General features: G+C 74.6%; 19 protein-coding genes. 10 read left to right on the top strand and 9 right to left on the bottom strand.

Features of this window, described 5'->3' with window-relative positions; all coding sequences use genetic code 11:
* The coding region (locus tag ACVV2G_RS28835; RefSeq protein WP_453845706.1) for a beta-ketoacyl synthase N-terminal-like domain-containing protein at positions 1-4,612 on the bottom strand (4,612 nt) is incomplete at its 3' end.
* 54 nt (positions 4,613-4,666) lie between these two features.
* On the bottom strand, positions 4,667-5,818 hold the full coding sequence (locus ACVV2G_RS28830; RefSeq protein ID WP_453845705.1) for a glycine amidinotransferase: 1,152 nt from the start codon (positions 5,816-5,818) through the stop codon (positions 4,667-4,669).
* A 167-nt stretch (positions 5,819-5,985) separates the two neighbouring features.
* On the opposite strand from ACVV2G_RS28830, the gene ACVV2G_RS28825 reads away from it, so the two are divergent.
* On the top strand, positions 5,986-7,191 hold the full coding sequence (locus tag ACVV2G_RS28825) for a cytochrome P450 (RefSeq protein WP_453845704.1): 1,206 nt from the start codon (positions 5,986-5,988) through the stop codon (positions 7,189-7,191).
* Between the two features lie 3 nt (positions 7,192-7,194).
* On the top strand, positions 7,195-7,407 hold the full coding sequence (locus ACVV2G_RS28820) for a ferredoxin (protein ID WP_453845703.1): 213 nt from the start codon (positions 7,195-7,197) through the stop codon (positions 7,405-7,407).
* On the opposite strand, the gene ACVV2G_RS28815 is transcribed toward ACVV2G_RS28820, so the two are convergent.
* Positions 7,401-8,192 carry a thioesterase II family protein gene (locus ACVV2G_RS28815; RefSeq protein ID WP_453845702.1) on the bottom strand — a complete coding sequence of 264 codons (792 nt, stop codon included), beginning with the start codon at positions 8,190-8,192 and terminating at the stop codon, positions 7,401-7,403. The genes ACVV2G_RS28820 and ACVV2G_RS28815 overlap by 7 nt on opposite strands.
* A gap of 361 nt (positions 8,193-8,553) precedes the next feature.
* Between ACVV2G_RS28815 and ACVV2G_RS28810 the strand changes: the two genes are divergently transcribed.
* Complete coding sequence (locus tag ACVV2G_RS28810) at positions 8,554-8,901, top strand: tetratricopeptide repeat protein (protein WP_453845701.1); 348 nt, start codon at positions 8,554-8,556, stop codon at positions 8,899-8,901.
* 222 nt (positions 8,902-9,123) lie between these two features.
* Positions 9,124-9,768 carry a peptide deformylase gene (locus tag ACVV2G_RS28805; protein ID WP_453845700.1) on the top strand — a complete coding sequence of 215 codons (645 nt, stop codon included), beginning with the start codon at positions 9,124-9,126 and terminating at the stop codon, positions 9,766-9,768.
* 70 nt (positions 9,769-9,838) lie between these two features.
* On the opposite strand, the gene ACVV2G_RS28800 is transcribed toward ACVV2G_RS28805, so the two are convergent.
* Positions 9,839-11,272: a dihydrolipoyl dehydrogenase family protein gene (locus ACVV2G_RS28800; protein WP_453845699.1), complete on the bottom strand. Its 1,434-nt coding sequence runs from the start codon at positions 11,270-11,272 to the stop codon at positions 9,839-9,841.
* 118 nt (positions 11,273-11,390) lie between these two features.
* On the opposite strand from ACVV2G_RS28800, the gene trxA reads away from it, so the two are divergent.
* Positions 11,391-11,789: a thioredoxin gene (gene trxA, locus ACVV2G_RS28795; protein ID WP_453845698.1), complete on the top strand. Its 399-nt coding sequence runs from the start codon at positions 11,391-11,393 to the stop codon at positions 11,787-11,789.
* Positions 11,790-11,805: 16 nt separating this feature from the next.
* Here the strand turns inward: trxA and ACVV2G_RS28790 are convergent, their stop codons facing one another.
* Together ACVV2G_RS28790 and ACVV2G_RS28785 are read right to left on the bottom strand one after the other, a co-directional pair.
* A complete protein-coding gene (locus ACVV2G_RS28790) occupies positions 11,806-12,840 on the bottom strand; it encodes a LacI family DNA-binding transcriptional regulator (protein WP_453845697.1) in 1,035 nt (344 codons plus the stop codon).
* A 160-nt stretch (positions 12,841-13,000) separates the two neighbouring features.
* Complete coding sequence (locus ACVV2G_RS28785; protein ID WP_453845696.1) at positions 13,001-13,681, bottom strand: TetR/AcrR family transcriptional regulator; 681 nt, start codon at positions 13,679-13,681, stop codon at positions 13,001-13,003.
* A gap of 145 nt (positions 13,682-13,826) precedes the next feature.
* Here ACVV2G_RS28785 and ACVV2G_RS28780 point away from each other — a divergent pair, with 145 nt between their 5' ends.
* Complete coding sequence (locus tag ACVV2G_RS28780; RefSeq protein WP_453845695.1) at positions 13,827-14,390, top strand: NAD(P)H-dependent oxidoreductase; 564 nt, start codon at positions 13,827-13,829, stop codon at positions 14,388-14,390.
* A gap of 191 nt (positions 14,391-14,581) precedes the next feature.
* Here the strand turns inward: ACVV2G_RS28780 and ACVV2G_RS28775 are convergent, their stop codons facing one another.
* Entirely contained in the window at positions 14,582-15,487 is a 906-nt protein-coding gene (locus ACVV2G_RS28775) for a LysR family transcriptional regulator (RefSeq protein ID WP_453845711.1), read from the bottom strand.
* Between the two features lie 155 nt (positions 15,488-15,642).
* Here ACVV2G_RS28775 and ACVV2G_RS28770 point away from each other — a divergent pair, with 155 nt between their 5' ends.
* From ACVV2G_RS28770 to ACVV2G_RS28755, 4 genes are all read left to right on the top strand, one after another.
* Complete coding sequence (locus tag ACVV2G_RS28770; RefSeq protein ID WP_453845694.1) at positions 15,643-15,846, top strand: hypothetical protein; 204 nt, start codon at positions 15,643-15,645, stop codon at positions 15,844-15,846.
* 124 nt (positions 15,847-15,970) lie between these two features.
* Positions 15,971-16,318, top strand: coding sequence for a hypothetical protein (locus ACVV2G_RS28765; RefSeq protein WP_453845693.1), 348 nt, complete (start codon positions 15,971-15,973; stop codon positions 16,316-16,318).
* A gap of 223 nt (positions 16,319-16,541) precedes the next feature.
* On the top strand, positions 16,542-17,765 hold the full coding sequence (locus ACVV2G_RS28760) for a polysaccharide pyruvyl transferase family protein (RefSeq protein ID WP_453845692.1): 1,224 nt from the start codon (positions 16,542-16,544) through the stop codon (positions 17,763-17,765).
* A 15-nt stretch (positions 17,766-17,780) separates the two neighbouring features.
* On the top strand, positions 17,781-19,208 hold the full coding sequence (locus tag ACVV2G_RS28755; protein WP_453845691.1) for an FAD-dependent oxidoreductase: 1,428 nt from the start codon (positions 17,781-17,783) through the stop codon (positions 19,206-19,208).
* 242 nt (positions 19,209-19,450) lie between these two features.
* Here ACVV2G_RS28755 and ACVV2G_RS28750 read toward each other — a convergent pair whose 3' ends face one another.
* Complete coding sequence (locus ACVV2G_RS28750) at positions 19,451-19,795, bottom strand: DUF6343 family protein (RefSeq protein ID WP_453845690.1); 345 nt, start codon at positions 19,793-19,795, stop codon at positions 19,451-19,453.
* 134 nt (positions 19,796-19,929) lie between these two features.
* Positions 19,930-20,364: a PPC domain-containing DNA-binding protein gene (locus ACVV2G_RS28745; RefSeq protein WP_453845689.1), complete on the bottom strand. Its 435-nt coding sequence runs from the start codon at positions 20,362-20,364 to the stop codon at positions 19,930-19,932.
* Positions 20,365-20,385: the final 21 nt, after the last annotated feature.

Genomic DNA, 20,385 nt, shown 5'->3' with positions numbered 1-20,385 from the left:
CCACCGCCATACCCACCCACTGCGACCCCTGACCGGGGAACACGAACACCGCCCGCGGGCCGTCACCATCGGCGCGCACCGCACCGGCGGCGCCGTCACTTCCGAAGCCTTGGGCCAACGCCCGTACGTGGTCGACGAGTTCGTCGCGCGAGGCGCCCGTGACCACCGCACGGTGCGGGTGCGCCGCACGGCCCGCCGCCAGGGAGAGGCCCACGTCGGCCGCGGACACGTCCGGGCGTGCCTCGACGAACGCCGCCAGCCGCGCCGCCTGTGCCCGCAGCGCCTGCGCGTCGCGCCCGGAGAGCACCCACGGCACGACGGACGGCATCGCCCGCGAGGCCGGAGGTTCCGGCCTCGCCGGGGCCTGCTCGATGATGACGTGGGCGTTGGTGCCGCTGATGCCGAACGAGGACACACCCGCCCGGCGCACCCGGCCCGGCTCCGGCTCCGGCCAGTCACGCGACCGGTCCAGCAGCCGTACGGCGCCCGCGGACCAGTCGACGTGCGGCGACGGCTCGGCCGCGTGCAGGGAGGCGGGCAGCACACCGTGCCGCAGCGCCTCGACCATCTTGACGACACCCGCCACACCGGCGGCCGCCTGCGTGTGCCCGACGTTGGACTTCACCGAGCCCAGCCAGACCGGCAGGTCCGCGTCGCGTTCCTGTCCGTACGTGGCCAGCAGCGCCTGCGCCTCGATCGGATCGCCGAGCCGGGTGCCGGTGCCGTGGGCCTCCACCACGTCCACGTCCCCGGCGCCGAGCCCCGCGTCGGCCAGCGCCGCCCGGATCACCCGCTGCTGGGCGAGGCCGCTGGGGGCCGAGAGGCCGTTCGACGCGCCGTCCTGGTTGACCGCGCTGCCGCGGACGACCGCGAGGACCCGGTGGCCGTTGCGGCGGGCGTCGGACAGCCGCTCCAGAACCAGCACGCCGACGCCCTCGGACCAGGCCGTACCGTCCGCGTCGGCCGAGAACGCCTTGCACCGGCCGTCCGCCGCGAGGCCGCCCTGCCGGTCGAATTCGCGGAACATGCCGGGCGTCGCCATCACGGTCACCCCGCCGGCCAGCGCCAGGTCGCACTCCCCCGACCGCAGCGCGCGGCCCGCCAGGTGCACCGCCACCAGCGACGACGAACACGCCGTGTCCACCGTCACCGCGGGGCCCTCGAAACCGAACGTGTACGCCACCCGGCCGGAGATCACACTCGGGGTGCTGCCGGTGAGGAGGTGGCCGGTGAGGTGGTCCGGGGCCTGGTGCGCGCGGGGGCCGTAGTCGTGGGTGGTGGCGCCGACGTAGACACCGGTGGCCGAGCTGCGCAGGCCCGCCGGATCGAGGCCGGCGTGTTCCAGCGCCTCCCAGGACGTCTCCAGGAGCAGTCGCTGCTGCGGGTCCATCGTCAGTGCCTCGCGCGGCGAGATACCGAAGAAGTCCGCGTCGAAGTCGGCGGCGGCGTCGAGGAATCCGCCGCCGGGTACGGGACCGTCGGTGTCCTTGCCGGGCCGGTCCGCCGGGTCCCAGTCGCGGTCCGTGGGCCAGCCGACGGCCGCGTGCGCGCCGTCGGCGACCATGCGCCACAGGTCGTCCGCCGAGCCGACGCCGCCGGGGTAGCGGCAGGCCATCCCGACGATCGCGAGGGGCTCGTCGGCGGCACGCGGCGGCCGGGTGCCCCGGTCCGGGGCGGCGCCGGCCGCCGCGTCTCCGAGGGGCGCGGGGGCGGGGGCCGCGGTCGTACCGGGTGAGGTCTCCGTGCGTGCCCCGAGTCCCGTGACGGGTCCGCCGGCCCCGGCCGCACCGCCGGCTGCGAGTGCCGTGTCCAGGTGGGCGGCGAGTGCCGTGGGCGTGGGGTGGTCGAAGACCGTGCCGGCCCTGAGCGGCAGCCCGGTGCGCGCGGCCAGCCGCCGGGCGAGTTCCTCGGTCATGACCGAGTCGAAGCCGAGGTCCTTGAAGGTGAGCGCGAGGTCGACCGGCGCGGTGTCGTCCCGCAGGACGGCGGCGGCCTGTTCACCCACCAGCGTGCGCAGCGCGGCGGTCCGCTCGGCGCCGCCGAGCGCGGTCGGCCGGTCGACGGTCTCCCGTCCGCCGTCCGCGGCGGAGTCGGAATCGACAGGGCAATCGGCATTGGACGTTGTACCGGCAGTGGCCGTGGAGGCGGACCCGGTGGCGTCGTCCGGTGCCAGCAGGTCCTCGATCCAGTAGCGGCGGCGCTGGAACGGATAGGTGGGCAGGTCGACGCGCCGGGAGTCACCGAGCAGCGGTGCCCAGTCCACGTCGGCCCCCGCCACCCACAGCCGCGCCAGCGCGCCGACCGGGGCGTACACGGGGTCCTCGCCCTCGCCGATCAGCGCCACGGCGCCGGGCGGCGGGACTTCCGGGGTGGTGTCCTCGTCCGGCGTCCGCAGCGCCCGCGCGACGTCGGGGGTGAGGAAGGCGTCCGGGCCGATCTCCAGGACGGCCGCGACGCCCTCGTCCCGCAGCGCGGTGATGCTGTCGGCGAACCGCCCCGTCTCGTACGACAGCAACGGCAGCCGCTGATCGCCGTACTCGACCGAGTCCGGCACCCGGCGGCAGTCCGACTCCGTCTCCGCCGCCCAGCCGCGTGCCAGTGCCACCCGCGCGGCGTCCCGCAGCGACCACACACCCGCGGCGTAGGCGGCCACCGGTTCTCCCGCCGGGTCTGCGGCGACCACCGCCGGCTCGACACCGCACGCTGCCATCAGCCGCCAGGCGGCCACGCCGAACGCGAACGCCGCCGCCCGGCCGGTACCGGCCGGTGCGCTGCCCGCGTCCCCGGTCACCGCCCGGCGCACGCCGGCGCCGAACTCCCCCGGTCGCGCCCCGAGGCCGCGGTCCCCGGCCGGCAGGCCCACGGTGCCGGCGACCTCCCCGGCCACCTCGTCGAGGGCGTCGCACGCCTCCGTCAGCGCTTCGGCGAACGCGGGGCGGGCGCACAGGCCCACGGCGGCGTCGGGGTGTTCCGGTGCCCGGCCGGAGAACACGACACCCACGCCGCCCGGCCGTGCCGTGCCGGACGGCAGCAGGCCGGGGGCCGGCGTCGTGCCGTCGGCGAGTGCGCGTACGCCGGTCAGCAGCTCTTCGCGCGAGGCCGCGACGACGGCGGCGCGGTGCGCGAACGCCTTCCGTGACGAGGCGAGGGACCAGGCGATGTCCGCCGCCGTGCGATCCGTGGCGTGCACGGCTTCACTGTCCGCGAGGCGGGACGCGGCCTCGCGCAGCGCCTTCTCGTCACGCCCGGACAGCAGCCACGGCACCACCGGCGCGGAGCCGACCGGCGCGGAGCCGACCGGCACCGTAGCCGCGCGTTCCGCGGGGCTCGGTTCCCATGCGGACAGGACGACGTGGCAGTTGGTGCCGCTCATGCCGAAGGAGCTGACCCCGGCGACGAGTTCGCCGTGGTCGGGCCACGGCCCGAGGTCCTGCTGGACGCGGAGGTTGAGTTCCGTGAGCGGGATGCGGGGGTTGGGGGTGGTGTAGTTGAGGCTGGCGGGCAGTTGCCGGTGGGTGAGGGCGAGGACGACTTTGATGAGGCCCGCGATGCCCGCGGCGCCGCTGAGGTGACCGATGTTGGTCTTGACGGAGCCGACGGCCAGGGGACGGCCGGCGGGGCGGTGGCGGCCGATGGCCGCGCCCAGTGCGGCGGCCTCGACGGGGTCGCCGGTGGGTGTGCCGGTGCCGTGGAGTTCGACGTAGCCGACCGCCTCGGGCGGGACGCCGGCGGCACGGCAGGCCTCGGTGAGGACGTCGGCCTGGGCGTCGGCGGTCGGGGTGGTGAGGGTTGCGCCGGCCGGGTCGTTGTTGGTGGCGCTGCCGCGGACCAGGCACAGGACGCGGTCGCCGGCCGCGAGCGCGTCGTCGAGGCGCTTGAGGACGACGGCGCCGCCGCCCTCGCCGGGCACGTAGCCGTCGGCGCGTTCGTCGAAGGCGAAGCAGCGGCCCCGCGGGGAGAGCGCGCCGAGCCGGGAGGCGAGCAGCACGCTCTGCGGCATCAGGTGGAGGTTGACCCCGCAGACCAGCGCGGCGTCGGACTCCCCGGCGCGCAGGCTCTCGGCGGCCAGGTGCAGGGCCACCAGGGAGGAGGACTGGGCGGAGTCGACGGTGATGCTCGGGCCGCGGGTGCCCAGGAAGGCGGCGAGCCGGCCCGCGATGACGCCCCGCTGCACGCCGGTCAGCGCGTGCTGGGTGGCGAGGGCCTCGGCGTGCGGGGAGAGCAGGTGGGCGTAGTCGTCGCCGGTGACGCCGACGAAGGTGCCCAGCCGGGTGCCGCGGACGCTTTCCGGCAGGATGCGGGCGTGCTCCAGCGCCTCCCAGCCCAGTTCCAGAGCGAGCCTCTGCTGCGGGTCGACGTAGGGCGCCTCGCGCGGTGAGACACCGAAGAACGCGGCGTCGAACCCCTGCACCTGCGGGGTGTCCAGGAAGGCTCCGGCGCGGGGGGTCCGCGCGGCGGCGGGTCCCGTCCAGCGGCCGGGCGGCACCTCACCGACGCTGCTCGTGCCGGCGGCCAGCAGCCGCCACAGCGCGTCCGGATCCGCGGCCCCGGGAAAGCGGCACGAGACACCTACGACCGCGAGCGCCGGTGCCCGGCCGTCCGCTGCCCTCATCACTGCGACTCCCTGGTTGCCTTGCGGGAATGAGCGGAAACGATCCGGACCGGATCAGGAGAGGTAGTCCTCGGGACCGCCCTCACGGACGGTGTCGAGGGTGAAACAGTGGAAGCCGCCGCCGAACAGGCGCCGGTGCCGGTGCCGTACGGGCACCACGGTGAACTTGGCCGCTTCCAGGACCCGGGCCAGTTCGGGGCTGGCCTCGTTGACCAGGACGGTGTCCGGATCGACGGACAGCACGTTGAGGTCGATGAACGGGCTGGTCAGGATGAGCGCGTCGTCGTCGTAGCTCGGGAAGCTGTTCCGCTCCGGGGTGGGGGCGACGATGCGGTCCCAGCGGCGCAGCGCGGGCGGCAGAGCGTCGGCGACCGCCTCGGAGCGGACCAGGAGCAGCCCGGGGCGCAGGGCCAGCACCATGCTGTCGATGTGGCTGTCGCTCAGCCGGTGGACGCGGTGGACGCGGAAGCGGCCCGCGAGGTGGCGTTCCAGCCACGTGACGCCGAGTTCGTGGTTCTCGGTGGAGACGTTGGCGACGATGTCCCGGCCGAGCCGCAGGCACTGCGCCGCGTCGAACATCATCTCCAGGCCCACGTCGTACGGCGAGGACCGCGGGTCGCCGATCGGTTCGGTCGGCCCGCCGGCGGTCGCGGTGCGCACGTACGACAGGTCGAAGGAGGCGTCCGTCATCAGCGGGCGCGGCATGGTGGTCCAGCGGGCACCGCGGCGGAAGTACTCCTGGAAGAGCGGCTTGAGGAACTGCGTCTCGAAGTAGCGGGAGCGGATCATCGGGGGTGTCTCGATGATCTCGTCGCCGAGGACGAGCGTGTTGTCGCGGAGGTTGAGCGGCGGTACGACGGAGGCGGACCAGGCGGGGGTGGTGACCTCCGCGGTCTCCGCGGCGAGCGGCAGCGGCCGGTGCACGGTGACACCGAGGCCGCGCAGGGCGTCGGCCAGGCCCTCCAGGTCCTCGTTGAGTTCGTCGACGTAGCGCCGGGCGACGGGCAGCCGCCGCCGGCCGGCGTCCTCGCGCCGTGCGGACAGCCGGGGGTAGAACCACTCGGACCGGCTGGGGTTGTCCTGCGCGAGGTTGTCGTGGAAGAAGAGGTCGAAGGAGAGTTCCCGCTCGTGCGAGACATAGTTCTCCGCGGATCCGACGACCACTTCGCGCAGAGGGGACCATTCGTCATAGCTGTTCAGGCGCACGCGGCGAACCACCTACTCATCGTTGTGACCGAGTACGGGCCATCCTCACGGCGGCCCAGGTGGCGGGCATCGGCAAGCCCCGCCGTTACGGTGCGGTGCCCCTACCCGGCGCTGCGGCGGTGGGCCATGCTGGGCCGCGGATCTTTCGAGCGAGATGAGGAAGGGTCATGGGTGACCCCTTGCACACCGTCACGACTCTGCCGACGACGCGTCGGCCCGACCGGCCCTTCGACCCGCCGGCGGAGTTCCTCGAAGCGCGCCGGCACGGCCCCATCAGCCGCTACACCTTCCCCGGCGGGGTGGACGGCTGGCTGGTCACCGGGTACGAACTGCTGAAGTCGGTGCTGGCCGACCCGCGGTTCAGCTCACGGCGGGACCTGATGCGTCACCCGACCGTCGACTACGGCGGTCTGACGCTGCCTCCGGCGCCCCCCGGCGAGTTCCTGCTGATGGACGAGCCGCGGCACGGCCGCTATCGCAAGCCGCTGATCAGCACGTTCACCGTGCGGCGGATGCGGCTGCTGACCGAGCGCGTCGAGGAGATCACCGCCGAGCACCTCGACGCCATGGCGGCGGCCGGACCGCCCGCGGACCTGGTGAGCGCCTACGCCAAGCCCATCCCCGCCATCATGATCTGTGAGCTGCTGGGGGTGCCGCGGCAGGACCGGGACTCCTTCCAGAAGCAGTTCGAGGGGTTCATGGACGCCGAGGCGGACGACGAGGACACCGTCGCGGCGTACGCCACGACGCGGGCCCGTCTCGCCGAGCTGGTGGCGGCCAAGCGCGCGCACCCCACCGACGACGTGCTCAGTGAGCTGACCGACAGCGATCTGACCGACGAGGAGCTGAAGGGGATCGCCCTGGTCCTGCTCGCGGCGGGCCTCGACACCACCGCCAACATGCTGGCGCTCGGCGCCTTCGCCCTGCTGCGGGACCCGGACCAGCTGGCGGCCCTGTGCGCCGATCCGGCGGGCACCGACCGGGCCGTGGAGGAACTGCTGCGCTACCTGAGCGTCGGCAAGACGTTCATGCGCACGGCCCTTGAGGACGTGGAGCTGGGCGGGCAGACGATCAGGGCGGGGTCACCGCTGATCCTGTCGTACAACACCGCCAACCGCGATCCCGAGCAGTTCGCCGACCCGCAGGTGCTCGATGTGCGGCGGCGGGAGAACCGGCACGTGGCCTTCGGGCACGGCATCCACCAGTGCCTGGGGCAGCAGCTGGCCCGGGTCGAGATGCGGGTGGCGTTCCCGGCCCTCTTCGGCCGTTTTCCGACGCTGCGGCTGGCCGTACCGGCCGAAGAGGTCGCGCTGCGGCCGGAGATATCGGACATCCACGGGGTGAAGAGCCTGCCGGTCACCTGGGACGTGTGAGCCGTGCGGATCATCGCGGACACCGGGCGCTGTGTCGGGGCGGGCATGTGCGCGCTCACCGCGGGCGCCGTCTTCGACCAGCACGCGGACGACGGCACGGTGGTGGTGCTGCGGCCCGAGCCGCCGGCCGGGACCTGGGCGGCGGTGCGGGAGGCCGTCGCCGTGTGTCCCGCCGCCGCGCTCGCCCTGTCGCCGGCCGGCGGCCGGGATCACTGACGTGTTCGGCCGGCCGGCGCGCCGGCGCCCAGGGTGCCGGCGAGGAGGACGGCGATCTCCGCCTCGTGGTCGTTGAGGAAGAAGTGCCCGCCGGGGAAGACCCGGAGGTCGAAGGAGCCCGTGGTGTGCGCGCGCCAGGCGGCCGCCTCGTCGGTGTCGACGTGGCTGTCCCGGTCCCCGGTGAGCGCCACGACGTCGGTGTGCACGACGGCGTCGGGTCCGGTCCGGTAGGTCTCGGCGGCGGTGTAGTCGGCGCGGACCGACGGCAGGGCCAGGCTCAGCAGTTCGGGCTCGTCCAGGACGCGGGTGTCCGTTCCCTCCAGAGCCCTCAGTTCGGCGATGACGCCGTCGTCGTCGCGGAGGTGCACGCCCCGGTCGCTGCCGATCGAGGGGGCGCGGCGGCCGGAGACGACGAGGGTGCCGGGTGCGGCGGCCCCCTCGCGTTCCAGGTTCCGGGTCAGTTCGAAGGCGACGGCGGCGCCCATGCTGTGGCCGAAGAGCGCGAAGGGCCGTCCGGCGACCACCCGGGCCAGGTCCTCGTGGACGCCCCGGGCCAGCTCCGGCACCGAGCCGAGGCAGGGTTCGGTGAACCGGTTCTGGCGTCCCGGGTACTGCGTCGCCAGGACGTCGACGCCGGAATGCCCGGACAGGCGCCGGGACAGGGAGAAGTAGGCGCTGGCGGATCCCCCGGCGTACGGCAGGCAGACCAGGACGGCCGGTGCGTCCGGGCGCGGGTGGAACCTGCGGAACCAGGGGCTCTCGGTCGGGGCGGGCGGCGGTGCCATGGGGGCTGTTCCCTTCGCTTCGGCTCGGGCGGGCTGCTCGCGTCCGCCGTTCCCCGGGCGCCGGCCCGCGCGGACCCTCACGGCCCGCGGTCCGCTTCCGAGCCTGCCCGGACCCGGGCGGACGCAACCTCCGTGCTTGCCACCGTTACGCGCCCGGTTCGGCTGCGGGCCAGGAGGCGGGACTCCTGGCCGTCGAGGTCGGCCGGCGGCACGGTGCCGTCGCCGCTTCCGGTCGCGGTGAACCGTACCGCTCCGAGGGCGAGGCGGCGGTCGGCCCCGGCCTCCTGGCGCAACGCCCGGGAACCGGTGGTGGAATGTTCAACCATGTGGCGTGGTTGGGGAGGGCAGAAGGAGGTCTCCAGTGGACACGACGTACTACGGCCACGGAACGCCGGCGGAGCGCTGGGAGCGTGCACGGATGTTCTTCGACGCCAGGGACTACGCCGCCGCGGCGCGCGTCCTGAGCGGGCTGGTCGAGGAGGTGCCGGAGCAGACCGGGCCGCGGCTGCTGCTGGCGCGTTCCTACTACCACTCGGCCCAGCTCCGGCGTGCGGAGGCCGAGCTGAGGGTCGTCGTCGAGCGCGATCCCGTCGAGCAGTACGCCCGGCTGATGCTGGGGCGGACCCTCGAACGGCAGGGGCGGCAGGAGGAGGCCGACGTGCAGTTGCGGATCGCCGCCGCCCTGACGGGCGACTTCGCCGGGCGGTGACCGGAGGGCGCGTCGTCACGGCGGGTCGAGTCCGGGGGTACGGCTCCGTACTCCCGACCCGCCGTACGTCCCGTGCGTCCCACCGCCCCGCCGTACGAACGGACTCCCCCGTGCCTCACACCGCTGGTCGGAGCGGGGGCACGCCGGGTTCCCCGCCGGTGGAGTGGCGTGCGTCACTTACGCGGGGCCGGGTGGCGGCGTACACCGTGGCATCCTGGCGCGATGGGAACTCCGAGTGCTCGCGTGCCCCTTGTCGAGCGGGTCGAGCAACTGCTCGCACCCGGCGGCCCGTTGCCGATCGTCGCGGCCGGTGATCCGGTGCTGCGCCGCCGCGCCGAGCCCTTCGACGGACAGCTGGACCCGGCGCTGCTGGTGCGGTTCGTCGAGGCCCTGCGGCGCACGATGCACGCGGCGCCGGGTGTGGGGCTCGCCGCGCCGCAGGTGGGAGTGGGTCTCAGGATCGCGGTGATCGAGGACCCGGCGCCGGTGCCGGACGAGGTGCGGGTGGCGCGCGGCCGGGTGCCGCAGCCGTTCCGGGTGCTGATCGATCCGTCGTACGAGCCTGTCGGTGCCGCCCGGGCCGCGTTCTTCGAGGGCTGCCTGAGTGTGCCGGGCTGGCAGGCGGTGGTGGCGCGCCCTGCCGTGGTGCGCCTGCTGGCGCGGGACGAGCACGGGCGGGCGGTGGACGAGGTGTTCGCGGGCTGGCCGGCCCGGATCGTGCAGCACGAGACGGATCATCTCGACGGCACGCTGTATCTGGACCGGGCCGAGCTGCGGTCGCTGGCGTCGAACGGCGCGATGGCCGGGTTGTGGGCCCAGCCGACGCCGGACCGGGCCGCGGCGGCGTTGGGCTTCGAGCTGCCCTGACACGGTTCCGGGCGGTGGGACGGGCGGGCGCTGTTCGCCCGTCCGCCCTCCCCGTCGCCCTCCGGGCCGGTCAGTTGTCCCGGTACGCCTCCAGCAGCCGCAGCCACACCTCGCTGATCGTCGGGTACGACGGGACCGCGTGCCACAGGCGGTCGATCGGCACCCGGCCGGCGACGGCGACGGTCGCGGAGTGGATCAGTTCGCCGACGCCGGGGCCGACGAAGGTGACACCGCGGACGATCTCGTCCTCCAGGTCGACGACCATGCGGGCGCGGCCCCGGTAGCCGTCGCCGTACAGGCTCGAGCCCGCCACCGCGATGTCGACGTCGACGGCGCGGACCCGGTGCCCGGCCTGTTCGGCCTCGGCCAGGGACAGGCCGACGGAGGCCGCCTCCGGGTCGGTGAACACCACCTGCGGTACGGCGTCGTGGTCGGCGGTCGCGGCGTGCGCGCCCCACGGGCCCGCGTCCAGGTCCGGCGCTCCGGAGGCGCGGGCGGCGATGGCGGCACCCGCGATGCGTGCCTGATACTTGCCCTGGTGGGTGAGGAGGGCGCGGTGGTTGACGTCGCCGACGGCGTAGAGCCAGTCGTGGCCCTCGACCCGGAGGCTGTCGTCGACGGGGAGCCACGAGCCCGGTTCCAGCCCGACGGTCTCCAGGCCGATGTCCCCGGTGCGGGGGGCGCGGCCGGTGGCGAAGAGGATCTCGTCGGCCTCGATGCGGTCGCCGGTGCCGGTGACGGCGACGACGGTGCCGTCCTGCCGGGTGACGGACTCGACGGAGGTGCCGGTGCGGATGTCGGCGCCGGCCTCGGTGAGCGCCTCGGCGACCAGTTCGCCGGCGAACGGTTCCATCCGGGCGAGCAGGCCCTCGTCGCCGCGCACCAGGAGGGTGACCCGGGAGCCGAGGGCCTGCCAGGCCGTGGCCATCTCGACGGCGACGACTCCGCCGCCGACCACGATCAGCCTGCCGGGCGCGCTCTCGGCGCTGGTGGCCTCGCGGCTGGTCCAGGGGCGCACCTCGGCCAGTCCGGGCAGGTCGGGCAGGGCGGCGGCGCTGCCGGTGCAGACGGCGACCGCGTGGCGGGCGGTCAGGACCCGGCGGGTGCCGTCGGGCGCGGTCACCTCCACGGTGCGCGGTCCGGCCAGCCGGCCCTGTCCGCGGTACAGGTCGGCCCCGATGCCCTCCACCCACTGGACCTGGCCGTCGTCCTTCCAGTGGGAGGTGAACTCGTCGCGGCGGGCGAGTACCGCCGCGGCGTCCAGGGGGTCGCCCGCCGAGCGGCTCAGGCCGGGCAGGCGGAGGGCGTCCGCGCGGGCGATGACGGGGCGCAGCAGGGCCTTGCTGGGCATGCACGCCCAGTAGGAGCATTCGCCGCCGACGAGTTCGCTCTCCACGATCGCGGTGGCGAGTCCGGCCGCCCGGGTGCGGTCGGCGACGTTCTCCCCCACGGGGCCCGCGCCGATCACCACGACGTCGTAAGCGATGGAATCCGATTGCGTCATGGAGTCAGTCTGCTGGGTGGTGTGCCGGGTGGCCACATGGGTACGTGCGCGGAATACCCACCAGGTCGGCAGTGTTGTGCCGACGGCTTTGCCCCGAACCCAGGAAGAGGGTCACACCATGAGCACCACCGTTGAGCTCACCAAGGAGAACTTCGACCAGACGGTCACGGACAACGAGTTCGTCCTGATCGACTTCTGGGCGTCGTGGTGCGGTCCGTGCCGTCAGTTCGCCCCGGTCTACGAGAAGGCGGCCGAAGCCAACCCCGACCTGGTGTTCGGCAAGGTGGACACCGAGGCGCAGCCCGAGCTGGCGCAGGTCTTCGGCATCCAGTCGATTCCGACGCTGATGATCGTGCGGGACCAGGTGGCCGTGTTCGCGCAGCCGGGCGCCCTCCCCGAGGATGCGCTGACGGACGTCATCGGTCAGGCGCGGAAGCTGGACATGGACGAGGTCCGCAAGGCGGTCGCCGATCAGCAGGCGCAGGCCGAGGGCCAGGCCGGGCAGGACGGCCAGTAGGCGCACCGGCCGCCGGTCAGCTCGACTCGCGGTGCACGACCGCCGCGCCCAGCACCTCGCGCCGCTCGGGTGCGGCGTCGGGGTCGTGCACCGCGCGGTCGACCAGTGCCGCCAGATCGCGGCCGGAGGGCAGTTCCAGGTGGACGGTGCTCAGCCGGGGGCGCAGCAGGCGTCCGAGCATCAGGTCGTCCGCGCCGATCACGGCGGTGTCGCCCGGGATGCCGACGCCCTCGTCCTGCAGGGCGCGCATCAGCAGCATCGCGTACTCGTCGTTGTACGCGAACACGGCGTCGAGTCCGAGTGAGCCCCAGCGGGCGGCCAGCCGGGCGGCGTCCCGCTCCTCGTAGGCGAGGGGCAGCTCGGTGACGGTGGCGTCGGTGCCGCGCATCGCGCGGCGGACGCCGTCCAGGCGTGGTGCCGAGAAGATCTCCAGGCCCTCCTCCGCGGGGACGACCACGCCGATTCCGCGCCGCCCCCGGTCGTAGAGGTGCCGGGCCGCGCACTGGCCGACGATCTCGTGGTCCATGAGCAGGGCGTGCGCTCCCTCGACGGCCTCGGGGCCGAGCGTGACGACCGCCCGGGCACCCGCGCGTTTGAGGATCTCCACGCCCCGCGGACCGAGACCGGAGCCCGGTACGAGGACGGCGACCGGGCGCAGTTCGGCCCAGGCGCGAGCGGCCTCGTCGCCGTGCGCACCCGCGGGGCCGTACTGCACGACGGTGTAGTCGAGGCGGCCGAGGGCCCACTGGAGTTCGTTGAGGAAGTGACTGTAGAGCGGGCCGGCGGGGATGGACGGCGCCGGCATCAGGACCGTGCGGCTGCGTCCGGCGCGCAGCGAGCGGGCCGCGGCGTGCGGGACGTATCCCAGTTCCCTGGCGGCCTCGCGGACGCGGCGTCGGGTGGGTTCGCTGATCCGGACGGCGTCGGCGTTGTTGAGGACGTAGGAGACGGTCGCACGCGAGACGCCCGCCAGGCGGGCCACGTCGGCGCTCGTGGGGACGGAGCGTGGTGCGAGGGGCTCGGGGGCGGGGGGTTCGGGTATCTGCGCCATGACGTACGGCATCTTGGCAGAAGCCGGGTGCGGGGCCGCGGGCGGGGCGGCACTGTCCGGACCGGGCGGGGAATCCTCCACCAGGTGCTCAACTCCCTTCGCCAGCAAGGCGATCCGTCCAGAGAGGGCCGGGGTCCGGGGGCCGGGGGGCCGGAAGGGCTCAGACCGACGGCTCGGCCGGGTGCTCGGTGCGGGTCACCCGGGAGACCAGGTCCAGCCAGCCCGCCTCCAGACGTACCGGGGGCACCCCGCACTGTTCGGTGAGGTGGTGGACCAGGGCGGGATCGAGGTACGCCAGCAGGGTGTGCGAGAGCAGCTCGCTGTCCGCGTCCGGGACCGCCTGCCGCAGCAGCAGGGCCACGTGGCCGCGCAGGAAGCGGCGCGGGGCGGGGGTGTAGCGGCGTTCGGCACTGGGCTCGGCGGCCAGTTGGAGTTCCAGCTCGTCGACGCAGCGGCGCAGGGACGCCAGGCCGAAGGCGCACAGCCGCTCGACGGGAGGCGCGCCGGGCCCCAGGGGCGGCGGGCCGCCGAGGAGCGCGGCCTGGAACTTCTTCTCGGAGTGGTCCAGCAGTGCCATGAGCAGACCGGTGCGGTCGCCGAAGCGGCGGAAGACCGTGCCCTTGCCCACCGAGGCCGCCGCGGCCACCGCTTCCATCGTGACGCCCGCCGCGCCGTGTTCGGCCACCAGCCGGGCGGCGGCCTCCAGCAGCCGGGCCCGGTTGCGCGCGGCGTCGGCGCGCAGGCAGGGCTCGTCCTCCGCGGCCCGCGTGCCGAGCTGCAGCAGTTCGGGCGGGCCGGTGGTCTTCTCGGGCTCCGGGAAGGACGGCGGGGCGGTGGGCATGACGCCAGCGTAGAGCATCGGGAAGAAAACTGGACCGCGGTCCGTTTGAGGTGTTAGAAATTAAGCGGACCCCGGTCCGGATCGTAAACGGCAGTGTTCCAGCAGCGTCTGTCCCGCAGCGTCTGCGCCACCAGTGGGAGTACTCATGTCTGTCCGCATCCTTGCGCTCGTCGGCAGCCTTCGCGCCGGTTCGCACAACCGCCAGCTCGCCGAGGCGGCCGCCAGGTTCGCGCCGGAGGGCGCCGAGGTTCAGCTCTTCGAGGGACTGGCCGACATCCCCTTCTACAACGAGGACATCGACGTCGAGGGCGGTGTCCCGGCCGCCGCCGCGAAGCTGCGCGAGGCCGCCCGGTCCGCCGACGCCTTCCTGTACTTCTCGCCCGAGTACAACGGCACCATCCCGGCCGTCCTGAAGAACGCCATCGACTGGCTGTCCCGTCCCTTCGGCGCGGGCGCCCTCGCCGGCAAGCCCGCCGCCGTCGTCGGCACCGCCTTCGGCCAGTACGGCGGCGTGTGGGCGCAGGACGACACCCGCAAGGCCGTGGGCATCGCCGGCGGCAAGGTGATCGAGGACATCAAGCTCTCGATCCCCGGTTCGGTGACCCGCTTCGCCGAGATCCACCCGGCCGACGACGCCGAGGTCGCCGCCCAGCTGACCGAGGTCGTCGCCCGGCTGCACGGCCACGCCGACGAGGCCGTGGCCGCCTGACCTGCGCCGGCACCCGCAACCACGGGACCGCGGCTCCGCCGGGCCGCGGTCCCGTGGTGCGGGTGCCGCTGCGGCATGGGCCGACGGCGACGCGTCGCCCCGGTGCGCCCTCTCCCGGGGCGACGCGTATCGACGCACCCCCCTCCCGGGACGACGTGCCCCGGCTACGACGGGCCTCGGGTACGACGTGTTCAGGCCACCGCCGTCGCCGCCAGGGCGCGCAGTTCCTCCAGTGCGACCGCGACCCCCGGACGCCGGTGACCGCCCCGGCGGGTGCAGGTCAGCAGCTTGCGGTGCGGCCGGCCGGCGCAGGGCACCCGGACGATGGGCAGCTGCGGGGCCGGCCGCGCCAGCCGGGGTATGAGCGCGACGCCGAGCCCGTGGGCGACCAGGTGAGCGGTGGCGTCCCAGTCCCGCGCGTAGTGGACCACGTCGGGGGTGAACCCGGCCGCACCGCACGCCGCCATCACGTGCGGCCGGCAGGGACTGTCCGGCACGGGGGCGATCCACGGCTCGTGCGCCGCGTCGACGAGGTCGATGCCGCCCCGTCCGGTCAGCGGGTGCCCCTCGGGGACGACCAGGTCGTACGGGTCGTCCAGGAGCGGGCACTGGTCGAAGCGCGCGTCGGCCGACGGCGGGTTCGACGGGGTCACCTGCACCACCGCCAGATCGCTTTCCCCCTCGAAGAGCAGGTCGAAGCCCTCCGCCACCTCCACCTCCCGGATCCGGACCGACAGGCGCGGATGCCGCTCGCGCAGCCGCGCGGCCATCGGAGCCAGCAGCACGGAGACCGCCACCGGGAACCCCGTCACCCGCAACAGCCCGGCGGGCGCCCCCTCCCCCGCCCGCAGGTCGAGTTCCGCCTCGTCCCAGCGGGCCTGGATGGCGTCGGCGTGCGCGAGCAGGCTTTCCGCGGCCGCGGTGAGCCGGACCCCGCGGCCCTGTGGTTCCAGCAGGTCGACGCCCAGGTCGCGGGCGAGCTGCCGGATCTGCTGGGAGGCGGCGGACGGGGTGAAGTGCAGCGCGCGGGCCGCCGCGGTCACCGTGCCGTAGTGGGCGACGGCCCTGAGGACGTGCAGCCTGCGCAGGTCAATCATGAAGTCCAAGCTTCACGGTCCGGTCCATGAAGTCAACCTGGACGTGAACGGACTCGCGGCCGCACGCTGTCAGTGGCGCGACGGCCGATCAGCACTCCGCACCGGCCTTCCGACGCCCGGGCCACGCGCCCCCCACCGACGCACGAGGAGTCGCCATGCCGAGCACGACCGACGCCGCCTGCCCGCACTGCGGGTGGCCCGACGGAGCCGACCCCTTCCAGGTGGTGTCCGCCCACCCCACCGCGGCGGGCGGCACGCTGTGGACCCGGTGCGCCTGCGGTTCGCTGCAGGCCCGCGTCGTCGACGGCCACGGCACCCGCGTCGTCTCCCGCGGCAGGCCCTCCCGGGCGGCCTGCTGACCCGCGGCCCGCCGGACGGCGGGCCGGCGACGCCGGACCCTCACATGTCCGAGGTTCACGCGCAAGCCCCCGTCTCGTTGACTGGTCACGCAAGCCGACAACGCGCGACCTCACGGGGGTACGTATGAACCGCAGGAAGAACGTCGTCGCGGCCGGACTGGCCGCCACCGTCTCGGCCCTGGCGCTCACGGTGGCCGGTGCCGCCGTACCGGCGCAGGGCGCCCCGTCCGCGGCGGCGGCCGGCGTGAACTGCGACGGCTGGGTGCACAACAACAACCCCGACCACGGCATCGCCGGGTGCAGCAACCACACCGACCGCACCATCACCTTCCGCGCCGAGATCGTCTGCGGCTGGGCGCCGGACGTGTCGGGCCAGTGGGTGACACTGGCGCCCGGGCAGTACGGCGAGTCCTCGGGCGTCTGCGCGATCCACAGCTCGGGCGTCGGCAGTGTGGGCTGGACCATCCAGTGACCCGCGCCCGGGTCCCGGCCCCTGCTTCCGCTCCCGCTCCTGCTCCCGCTTCCTCGCGGCCCGCGGACCGGCGACCGTGGTGACCGCGAGGGCGAGCAGCACGAACGGGACGAGCATCCGGGCGAGGGTGTTTCCGAGGGGCCGCGCGGGCAACCCGGCAGCGTGCGCGGTCAGCGCACCGAGGCCGACGGGCCGGCCGACTCCGACCTGACAGGAGCACCGGATGACCAGTGCCCCCTCGCATCCGCGTCCGCACCCCGCCCGGCCGGGCCCGCGCATCGGCGTCCTCGGTTCGTACGGTGGCTTCAACATCGGCGACGAGGCCATCCTGACCTGCGTCCTGAGCTGCCTGCGCGCCCAGCGGCCGGACGCCCGCCTCGTCGTCCTGAGCCGGGACGCGGAGCACACCCGCGCCCACCACCCCGACGCCGACGAGCTGGTGCCCTGGGAGGGGGTGAGCCGCAACCACGTCCTCGACGTGCTGCCCGGCCTGGACCTCCTGGTGCTGGGCGGCGGCGGCATCCTCTACGACGGCGAGGCGCGGCGCTATCTGCGGCTGGTGCGCGCCGCGCAGACCCGGGGCGTGCCCACCTTCGCCTACGCCGTCGGCGCCGGGCCCCTGACGGAGGCCGAGGACCGGGACGCGGTGCGTACCGTGCTGGCCGACATGGACGACGTCGTGGTGCGGGACGAGGAGTCCAGGCTGGTGCTGGAGGAGGTCGGCCTGGAACGCGAGGTGGCGGTCACCGCCGACCCGGCCCTGCTGCTGGGCCCCGAGCCCTTCACCGAGGCCATGATGCGCGAGGAGGGCATCCCCTGCGGCGCCCGGCTGGCGGGGATGTCGGTGCGCGAACCGGGACGGGCCGCCGAGAAGCTGGACGAGGCCGACTACCACGCGCTGCTCGCCGACGTCGCGGACTTCCTCGTACGGCGGCTGGACGCGCACGTGGTGTTCCTGCCGATGGAGCGGCACGACGTACGGCACGCGCACGCCGTGCTGTCCCACATGACGGCGCCGGACAAGGGCCGTATCCTGCACGGCGCCTACAGCCCGGGCCAGGTCCTCGGTTTCATGCGCCATCTGGACGTGGCCGTCGGCATGCGACTGCACTTCGTGATCTTCGCCGCGCTCGCCAGCGTGCCGGTGCTGCCGCTGCCGTACTCCGGCAAGGTCTTCGACTTCGCGCGCCGGCTCGGCGCCCCGGCGCTGGTGGGCGTGGCGCGGGAGCAGGCCGGGCTGCTGCTGGCGGAGGTGGACCGGATGTGGGACGAGCACCCGCAGCGCCGGGAGGACCTCCGGTCCCGGATGCGGGAACTGTCCGCGGCGGCCCGGGACACCTGCGCGCGCTGCGGCTCCCTGCTCGACGAGATCGGCGGCGGGCCACGGGCGGCCCGTGCGGCGGGGCCGGGGCCGTACGCCGCCGAGCCGCGCCCGTCGCACGCCTGACCCCCGAGGAGAGCGATGCCGATCCTGGAAGAGCCTCGCGAGGCCCGTGAGATCACCCTGCCGCCGCGGCCCGCCCGGCACGGGGGCAGGTGCGACGTCCTGGTGGTCGGGGGCGGCCCGGCCGGGTCCGCCGCCGCCGTCGGCGCGGCCGACGCCGGGGCCGACGTCGTCCTGGTCGAGCGGTACGGGTTCCTCGGCGGCAACGCGACCGCGGCGCTGGTGATGCCGTTGATGTCGTTCCACAACGAGCACAGGCAGGCCGCGTTCACCGAGGCCGGGGACACCGCACGGCTGCTGCCCACCGATCACGGCGAGGGCGAACCGGTGGTCGCGGGCGTGCTGTGGCAGCTGCTCGACCGGCTCACGGGACGCGGCGGCTGCCTGCCGCCCTCGCCGAAGACCGGGTACACGGTCCCCTTCGACCCGGAACTCTTCAAGCTCTCGCTGCTCGAGATGATGGACGAGGCGGGGGTGCGGATGCTGCTCCACGCCTTCGCCTCCGGCGCGCTGCCGCTCGACGACGGCTCCGGCTGGCGGGTGGTGTTCGAGACGAAGTCGGGGCCGGTGGTGATCGACGCCGGGGTCGTCGTGGACGGCACGGGCGACGGTGACGTGGCGACCGCCTGCGGGGCGCCGTACGAGATCGGGCGGCCCGAGGACGGGCTGGTGCAGCCGATGACCCTGATGTTCCGCGTCGCGGACTTCGCGCGGCCGGACTTCGCCGACTACGTGCGCGACCACCCCGACCAGTGGCGGGGCGTGCACGGCCTGTGGGACCTGATCGAGGAGGCCAGGGCGGCCGGTGAACTCCGGCTGCCGCGTGAGGACATCCTGTTCTTCGCGACCCCGCACCCGCGCGAGGTCGCCGTCAACAGCACCCGGGTCACCCGGGTGCTCGGCACCAGCGTGTGGGACCTCACCCGCGCCGAGTACACGGCCCGCCGCCAGCTCTCCCGGATCGACCACTTCCTGCGCACCCGCGTGCCGGGGTTCGAGGAGTCGTACGTGGTGCAGAGCGGCACGCACATCGGGGTGCGGGAGAGCCGGCGGGTCCTCGGCGACTACCGGCTCACCGGCCACGACATCCTGGCGGCCCGCACGTTCCCGGACGCCGTCGCGCACGGCGCCTATCCGGTCGACATCCACAACCCGCGCGGCTCCGGCACCACCCTCAAACGGGTGCCGCAGGGCAGCTTCTACGACATCCCGCTGCGCTGCCTGGTGCCGCAGGGCACCGAGCGGCTGCTGGTGGCGGGGCGCTGCATCTCCGGGACGCACGTGGCGCACTCGTCGTACCGGGTCATGCCCATCGCCATGGCGACCGGTCAGGCGGCCGGGGTGTGCGCGGCGTTGACCGTCCGGCACGGGCGCGGGCCGCGCGGTCTGCCGTACCGGATGGTCCAGCACGAGCTGCTGCGGCAGGGAGCCCGGCTGCGCACCTAGCGTCCCGGGGCCGGCCGGTGCCGCGCCAGAGGGTGCGCGGCTGGTACGGGTACGTCCCGCTCGGCCCGGCGCCGGTCCGGTCGCGGATCCCGGGGCGCCGGTCGCCGGTCTCACGGCCGCCGGTCGCGGATCCCGGGGCGCCGGCCGTGGGAGGCGGAGGCGGTCGAGCGAGGCCTTCTCCGGCCGGCGGGAGCCGTGCCGCTTCCGCCGTCCCCTCCTCCGTCCCCTCCTCGGGTCTCGGGTCAGTGCGCGGCGGGCGCGCCCCGTTCGCGCCGCAGCCGGCGGGCCACGACCAGGAGGTCCACCGCCGCCGACAGGGCCAGGACCGCGCACCCGACGGCGAGGAGCACCAGGCCGCCGCGTCCGGGGCTGTCGCCGGGGCCGGTGTCCGCGGCCCACACGGCGAAGAACGCGGATCCGGCGACGAAGAGGGGCAGGAAGACGGCGGACAGCACCAGCCGGAGCCGCAGCGCGCTCTGTGCCGTGACCGGCTCGGTGCCGGTGCGCGGGTTGCGGCGGCCGACCGCGCCGGACCGTGCGCGGGAGGCGGGCTCCGTGGCCCCGTGGGGGCGGCTTCGGTCCTTCATGCCGTTCCTCCGTGGCGGTCGGACGCGTCCGGACGTCGTGCCGTGGCGCGTCACCCGGGTGTCGGGGCGGGTCCCCAGCGGGCCGCGTAGCCCTCACCCGGGCCGGTAAACCACTCTGCGGCGGCCGGCTCGACTCAACCGGGGTCGATCAGAGCCAGGCCGATGTCGGGGCGGTAGGTCTTGACCAGTTCGGCCGGGCTGTCCCGTACGACGACCTCCAGCGTCGGCCAGACCCGGCCGGACAGCAGGTGGCCGCCGCGGGTGGTGCCGTCGGACAGGCCCAGGACGGCGTGCAGGTGCGGGGTCGGTCCGTCGTCGGCGACGGCGATGTCCCCGAGCAGCGACAGCACCTCGCACTGCTCCGCCACCGGAATGCGCCGGTAGTCCTCGGCCCGCCGGTCGAACCAGCCGACGACCGCCTCCGAGAAGGCGCCCACGGCGGTCACCTGGGACGCCCCGAGCGACCGCTCACGGGCGAAGGCGGTGAGTTCGGCGACGGCGTCCTCCCCGGGGCCGAGCACCACCACGTACACCGCGGACGGGCCCTCCTGCACCTGTTGCCACTTCATGCCCGCCCGGGTACCCGGAGC

This window comes from Streptomyces sp. JK94 (assembly GCF_053613315.1).
Note: the sequence above shows the minus strand (reverse complement) of the source record. Positions and strands in the feature narration are given on the sequence as shown.

Coding starts and splice junctions, on each gene's coding strand:
- ACVV2G_RS28780 (WP_453845695.1), top strand. CDS start 13,827: ATGTCTGTCCGCATCCTTGCGCTCGTCGGCAGCCTTCGCGCCGGTTCG.
- ACVV2G_RS28760 (WP_453845692.1), top strand. CDS start 16,542: ATGACCAGTGCCCCCTCGCATCCGCGTCCGCACCCCGCCCGGCCGGGC.
- ACVV2G_RS28765 (WP_453845693.1), top strand. CDS start 15,971: ATGAACCGCAGGAAGAACGTCGTCGCGGCCGGACTGGCCGCCACCGTC.
- ACVV2G_RS28785 (WP_453845696.1), bottom strand. CDS start 13,681: ATGCCCACCGCCCCGCCGTCCTTCCCGGAGCCCGAGAAGACCACCGGC.
- ACVV2G_RS28800 (WP_453845699.1), bottom strand. CDS start 11,272: ATGACGCAATCGGATTCCATCGCTTACGACGTCGTGGTGATCGGCGCG.
- ACVV2G_RS28775 (WP_453845711.1), bottom strand. CDS start 15,487: ATGATTGACCTGCGCAGGCTGCACGTCCTCAGGGCCGTCGCCCACTAC.
- ACVV2G_RS28825 (WP_453845704.1), top strand. CDS start 5,986: ATGGGTGACCCCTTGCACACCGTCACGACTCTGCCGACGACGCGTCGG.
- ACVV2G_RS28745 (WP_453845689.1), bottom strand. CDS start 20,364: ATGAAGTGGCAACAGGTGCAGGAGGGCCCGTCCGCGGTGTACGTGGTG.
- ACVV2G_RS28755 (WP_453845691.1), top strand. CDS start 17,781: ATGCCGATCCTGGAAGAGCCTCGCGAGGCCCGTGAGATCACCCTGCCG.
- trxA (WP_453845698.1), top strand. CDS start 11,391: ATGAGCACCACCGTTGAGCTCACCAAGGAGAACTTCGACCAGACGGTC.
- ACVV2G_RS28805 (WP_453845700.1), top strand. CDS start 9,124: ATGGGAACTCCGAGTGCTCGCGTGCCCCTTGTCGAGCGGGTCGAGCAA.
- ACVV2G_RS28790 (WP_453845697.1), bottom strand. CDS start 12,840: ATGGCGCAGATACCCGAACCCCCCGCCCCCGAGCCCCTCGCACCACGC.
- ACVV2G_RS28815 (WP_453845702.1), bottom strand. CDS start 8,192: ATGGCACCGCCGCCCGCCCCGACCGAGAGCCCCTGGTTCCGCAGGTTC.
- ACVV2G_RS28770 (WP_453845694.1), top strand. CDS start 15,643: ATGCCGAGCACGACCGACGCCGCCTGCCCGCACTGCGGGTGGCCCGAC.
- ACVV2G_RS28750 (WP_453845690.1), bottom strand. CDS start 19,795: ATGAAGGACCGAAGCCGCCCCCACGGGGCCACGGAGCCCGCCTCCCGC.